The organism is Hansschlegelia beijingensis (genome assembly GCF_045505405.1).
Lineage (GTDB): Bacteria > Pseudomonadota > Alphaproteobacteria > Rhizobiales > Methylopilaceae > Methylopila > Methylopila beijingensis_A.
On the sequence record NZ_JBJKEX010000191.1, the window covers coordinates 1 to 5,764 of the forward strand.

Annotated in this window: 5 protein-coding genes; all 5 read right to left on the bottom strand. The window is 69.9% G+C overall.

The features are described 5' to 3' along the window. A partial coding sequence (locus ACIKT0_RS11975) for a single-stranded-DNA-specific exonuclease RecJ (protein ID WP_407105560.1) occupies window positions 1-1,107 on the bottom strand: 1,107 nt, incomplete at its 3' end. A gap of 86 nt (window positions 1,108-1,193) precedes the next feature. Then, the gene (gene glpX / locus ACIKT0_RS11980; RefSeq protein ID WP_407105563.1) at window positions 1,194-2,159 is read right to left on the bottom strand and encodes a class II fructose-bisphosphatase; all 966 of its coding nucleotides are present in this window, start codon (window positions 2,157-2,159) and stop codon (window positions 1,194-1,196) included. A gap of 112 nt (window positions 2,160-2,271) precedes the next feature. Next, complete coding sequence (locus tag ACIKT0_RS11985) at window positions 2,272-3,582, bottom strand: homoserine dehydrogenase (RefSeq protein ID WP_407105561.1); 1,311 nt, start codon at window positions 3,580-3,582, stop codon at window positions 2,272-2,274. A gap of 228 nt (window positions 3,583-3,810) precedes the next feature. Beyond that, on the bottom strand, window positions 3,811-5,028 hold the full coding sequence (locus tag ACIKT0_RS11990; RefSeq protein WP_183393988.1) for an LL-diaminopimelate aminotransferase: 1,218 nt from the start codon (window positions 5,026-5,028) through the stop codon (window positions 3,811-3,813). Between the two features lie 116 nt (window positions 5,029-5,144). Continuing rightward, window positions 5,145-5,390: a hypothetical protein gene (locus ACIKT0_RS11995; protein ID WP_407105562.1), complete on the bottom strand. Its 246-nt coding sequence runs from the start codon at window positions 5,388-5,390 to the stop codon at window positions 5,145-5,147. Between the last annotated feature and the right edge of the window lie 374 nt (window positions 5,391-5,764).

Below are 5,764 nucleotides of genomic sequence, written 5' to 3' on the forward strand. Positions count from 1 at the left end.
AGTGAACACCAGGCTGCCGATGTTGGCGGAGAGCGTGGGCGCATCCTCGAACAGGCGCGCGTAGTGCCGCTGCACGAGCTTCAGCCGAGCCGTCAGCGCCTTCCAAAGCATCAGGCGGCAGCCCAGCCCGGCGTCGCCGATGCGGCCTCCCGCGTTGATCCGGGGGCCGAGAAGGAAGCCGAGGTGATACGGCGCGACCGGACCGTCGAGCCGAGCGGCGTCCATGAGCGCGCGCAGGCCCAGACGGCGGCGCGAGCGCATCGCGATCAGGCCTTTCGTGACGAAGGCGCGGTTCAGCCCTGTCAGCGGGACGACGTCGGCCACCGTGCCAAGAGCCACCAGGTCGAGCGCCGCCAGGAGGTCCGGCTCCCGGCCGCCCGCGGCCCAGAAACCGCGGCGACGAAGCTCGCGCTGGGTCGCGACCAGCGTCATGAACACCACGCCGCACGCAGCCAGATGGCCGAGACCCGAAAGGTCGTCCTGCCGATTGGGGTTCACCAGCGCGCTGACCGCCGGAAGCTCGGCGCCGACCTGGTGATGGTCGAGCACGACCACGTCCATGCCGCGGCGACGCGCGTGATCGAGCGCCTCGAAGCTCGTCGAGCCGCAATCGACCGTCACCAGCAGCCTAGCGCCGCCGTCGGCGAGCATGTCGATCGCGCCGACATTCGGGCCGTAGCCTTCGAAGATGCGGTCCGGGATGTAGGTCCGGGCGTCGCCGCCGGCCTCGGTCACGAAGCCGGCCAGCAACGCCGCGGACGTGGCTCCGTCCACGTCGTAATCGCCGAACACCGCGATCGCCTCGCCGCCCTCGATCGCGTCGGCGAGGCGGGCCGCGGCCGCGTCCATGTCGGTCATGCAGGAGGGGTCGGGCATCAGCCCCCGAAGCGAAGGCTCCAGGAAGACGGAAGCTTCCGCGTTCGGGACATTCCGCCCCGCCAGAACGCGCGCCAGCAGTTCCGAATGTCCATGGTCCCGGACGATCTCGGCCGCCGCCGCCCGGCCACGGGCGTCGAGCCGGTCGCGCCAGGGCCGACCGTCGAAGGAGGCTTCGACGCCGAGAAACGCGTCGCCGCGCGGGCGCGCGGTGCGGAGAGCGGCGGTCATTCGAGCGATCGTCTCGTCACACCCGCCGAATCGCGGCGAGGCTCGGACATTGGTGGTAGCCGAGAAGCGCCCGACGGCCCAGACCGTCAGGCGCGGTCGAACCGCTCCGTCATCCGGTGCTCGGACCGGATGCGCCGGCACGCGCCGGTGGAATGGCGCATCACGATCGTCTCGGTCACGATCCCCTCGGGACCGAAGCGCACGCCGGCCAGCATGCCGCCGCCGGTGACGCCGGTCGCGGCGAACAGCACGTCGCCCGCCGCCATGTCGCGAACGCCGTAAACCCGGCTGGGATCGCTGATCCCCATCTCGGCCGCCCTCCGCCGGCTGTCGGGATCGTCGAGCAGGAGGCGGCCCTGCATGAACCCGCCGAGACATTTGAGCGCCGCCGCCGCCAGCACGCCTTCCGGCGCGCCGCCGACGCCAAGATAGATATCGACGCCTGTGTCGTTCGGATTTGTGGCGTCCACCACCCCGGCGATGTCGCCATCGGTTATCAGACGCACAGACGCGCCCGTCGCCCGGATGGCCTCGATCAGCCGGGCGTGGCGCGGCCGGTCCAGCACGCAGGCGGTGATCTCGCGGACCGCCACGCCCTTCGCCTTCGCGAGACGGGCGATGTTCTCCGCCGGCGACCAGTCCAGATGAACGGTGTCGTCGGGATAACCCGGCCCGATGGCGATCTTGTCCATGTAGACGTCGGGGGCGTTGAGCAGCGTGCCTGGCTCGGCAAGCGCTATCGCCGTGATGGCGTTCGGCTGGTCCTTGGCGCAGAGGGTCGTGCCCTCCAGCGGGTCGAGCGCGATGTCGAACCGCGGACCGGCCGGATCTCCGACCTCCTCGCCGATATAGAGCATTGGGGCCGCGTCGCGCTCACCCTCGCCGATCACCACGGTGCCGTGGATCGGGAGCGCGTTCAGCATCCGCCGCATGGCGTCGACGGCCGCCTGATCGGCGGCCATCTCGTCGCCGCGCCCTCTCAGCCGGGCGGCCGCCACGGCCGCGTGCTCGGTGACGCGCACCACCTCGATGACCAGCGAGCGGTCGATCATCTCGTGAAGCGAGAGAGACTTCGTTCCCGCGCCCCGGAGGGACACGACGGAGCGTCCTGCGGCGCTCGACTTGGCCATGACGTTTCCTCGGCGCGTCGTTGCGCGCTCCGCCTCAGCGTTTCTCGATTCGTATCACCTGAGGCGCACCATCGATATGACCGTCCGCCTCGATCGCGTCCAGAGCCACGCGCAGCGCAGCCTCGTTGGTGGCGTAAGTGATGAGCACGACCGCGACAGGGTCGGCGCTCGGGCGATCGAAGTCCGGCTCGCGGCCGCGCTGGACGATGCTGCGCAGGGAGATGCCCTGCTCCGCCATGCGGGTTGCGATGGCCGCAGCGGCCCCGGGCCGGTCCAGGACCGAGAGGCGGATGTAGTAGCCGCCCTGATGGGTGCCCATCGGCGCCCGTTTGGGCGCGGCGAGCTCGGCCGCAGGCACGCCGAACACCGGCAGCTTCGCGCCGCGGGCGATGTCGACGATGTCGGCGATGACCGGCGACGCGGTGGCGTCGCCGCCGGCGCCCGGGCCCGCGAGCACCAGGGCGCCGACCACGTCGCCGTCGATCTCGACGGCGTTGGTGACGCCGTCGACGCGGGCGATCGCGCTGTCCTTCGGGAGCATCGAGGGATGCACCCGAAGCTCGATCCCGGACTCGCTCTGCGTGGCGACGCCAAGCAGCTTGACCCGGAAGCCAAGCTCCTCGGCCATCGCGAGGTCGAACGGCGTGATAGAGGCGATGCCCTCGATGTAGATGCCGTCCGGATCGACCTGGACGCCGAACGCGAGCGCGGCCAGCAGGGCGAGCTTGTGAGCCGCGTCGAACCCTCCGATGTCGAAGGTCGGGTCGGCCTCGGCGTAGCCGAGGCGCTGGGCGTCCGCGAGACATTCCGCGAAGCCGATCCGGTCCTTCTCCATACGGGTCAGGATGTAGTTGCACGTGCCGTTGAGGATGCCGAACACGCGGCTGACGTTGTTGCCGGTGAGGCCCTCGCGCAGCGTCTTGACGATCGGGATGCCGCCCGCGACGGCCGCCTCGAACGCGATCGTCACGCCGGCCTCTTCGGCCGCGAGCGCGAGAGCGACGCCGTGCTTGGCCAGCAGCGCCTTGTTGGCCGTCACGACCGGCCTTCCGGCCCCGACCGCGGTCTCGACGCAAGCGCGCGCCGGGCCTTCGGCGCCGCCAATCAGCTCCACCACGAGATCGACGTCCCGCGCCCGCGCGAGCTGGCTCGGATCCATGTGCCAGGCGACGTTCGAAAGATCGAGCCCGCGGCTGCGGCCCTTGTCGCGGGCCGAAACCGCCGTCACCACGACCGGGCGGCCGGCGCGCGCCGCGATCTGCTCCGCCTTCTGCTGAAGGATGCGGACAACCGAGGCGCCGACGGTGCCAAGACCGGCGACGCCGACTTTCAGAGGTTCGGCCATGAGGCTGTTCCGTTCAGAGGCAGAAGGGCGGGGCGGACCGCAACGGCCGGCCGCGCGCGTCGAAGCGCATCCGAAAGGACGCTCCCCAGCATCAGGCGGCGAAAAGCCGTCGGCGGACTGCGCCTCATGCTGAGGAGCCCTGGCTCTGGACCAGGGCGTCTCGAAGCACGCAGCGCGTCCGCGCGGCTATTGCTTCAGGGCCGGCGCGAGCCGGCCCGGGGATGGTGATTACCGGGCCGCCGCGAGCGGGACGACGTTGTGCAACGTATCGTCGGCCGTTTCAAGGAACCGCCGGATCGACCGCGCGGCCTGCCGGATGCGGTGCTCGTTCTCCACCAGCGCGATGCGCACGAAGTCGTCGCCGTGCTCTCCGAACCCGATGCCGGGCGCGACGGCGACAGAGGCCTTCTCCACCAGCAACTTCGAGAACTCGACGCTGCCGAGCGGACGGAACTTCTCGGGAATCGGGGCCCAGGCGAACATCGACGCCCGCGGCGACGGCACCGGGAAGCCCGCCCGGCCGAAGGACTCCACAAGCGTGTCGCGGCGCTTGCGGTAGATTTCGCGCGCCTCGACGATGCAGTCGTCCGGCCCGTTCAGGGCGGCCGAGGCCGCCACCTGGATCGGCGTGTAGGCGCCGTAGTCGAGATAGGACTTCACGCGCGCCAGCGCCGCGATGAGCCGCTCATTGCCGACCGCGAAGCCCACCCGCCATCCCGGCATCGAATAGGTCTTGGAGAGCGAGGTGAACTCGACCGCGACGTCGAACGCGCCCGGCACCTGCAGGATCGAAGGCGGCGGCGGGCCGTCGAAATAGATCTCCGAATAGGCGAGGTCGGAGAGCACGAACAGATCGTGCTGCTTCGCGAAGCGGATGACGTCCTTGTAGAAGTCGAGATCCGCGACCTCGGCCGTCGGGTTCGACGGATAGCAGGTGATGATCGCGATCGGCTTCGGGATCGAGTGGATCACCGCCCGCTCGAGCGCGCGAAAATAATCCGGTCCCGGCGTCGCGGGCACGTTGCGGATGACGCCGCCGGCCATCAGGAAGCCGAACGCGTGGATCGGATAGCTCGGGTTCGGCGCCAGGACGACGTCGCCGGGCGCGGTGATGGCCTGCGCCATGTTGGCGAAGCCTTCCTTTGACCCGAGCGTCGCGACGATCTGCGTATCGGGATCGAGCTTCACGCCGAAACGCCGGGCGTAATACGCCGCCTGCGCGCGCCTAAGTCCCGGGATGCCCTTGGACGTCGAGTAGCGGTTGGTCCGCGGCTTGGTCACCGCTTCCACGAGCTTCGCGTTGATGTGCTCGGGCGTGGGAAGGTCCGGATTGCCCATGCCGAGATCGATGATGTCGGCCCCGGCCTTGCGGGCGGCGGCCTTCACCCGGTTCACCTGTTCGAAGACATAAGGGGGCAGGCGGCGAACGGAGTGAAATTCGGTCATGGCGACGCGTTTCGCGGTTGGAGCGGCCTAGAGCAGCCGAGTCTGAAGGCAATATCGTACAGGCCGACTGCGATCAAACCCCGCGGTCGCTTTCCCGTCGCAAAACCGAGTCCGAGCTAGCGGCTCGCCCGTGACTGCCGCTTGCCCGCCAGCAGGTCCGCCTCGAGGCGCTTCTGCTCCTCGGCGCTCTTGAGCTTGCCGTGGAGGTCCGGCTGGGTGCGGTAGACGTTGGGATACGGCAGGGCCGCCGGGGGCGGCGGCAGCCCGCGATCGCCCTTTGGCCCATAGGGCCCACACGCCTGCAAGGCGCCCGCGCTGGCGACCACGAGCGCGGCGCGAAGGAGCTTCCCTGGCAGGGTCATCGGCGCGTCTCTGGCGAAGGGATGAGGATCGGAATTTCTGGACGGCGGCGGCTGACCGTGGCGTCCCGATCAGCTTGCGCCTATTGTCACGGGAACAAGACTTGAAGCAACCCACGGGGCGTCCGGGCGGCCGCTTCACCGTGGATCCGAGGGAAGGACCGCCTGCATGGCCCGGAGCACCGTGAGCCGATCCCCGACCAAACCGGTCGAGGCCGCCTCACGTCCGGCGACGGCGGCTGAACCTCGCACCGAGCGAGCGAGATCGAAGGCGTCTTCCCAGCGCCTCGCGCGCCAGCGCGCTCCAGGGGCCACCGGCGGCAAGCCGTTCCGCAAGGCGGCGGACATCGTCGAGCGTGCCGATGTCGGCCGCGATA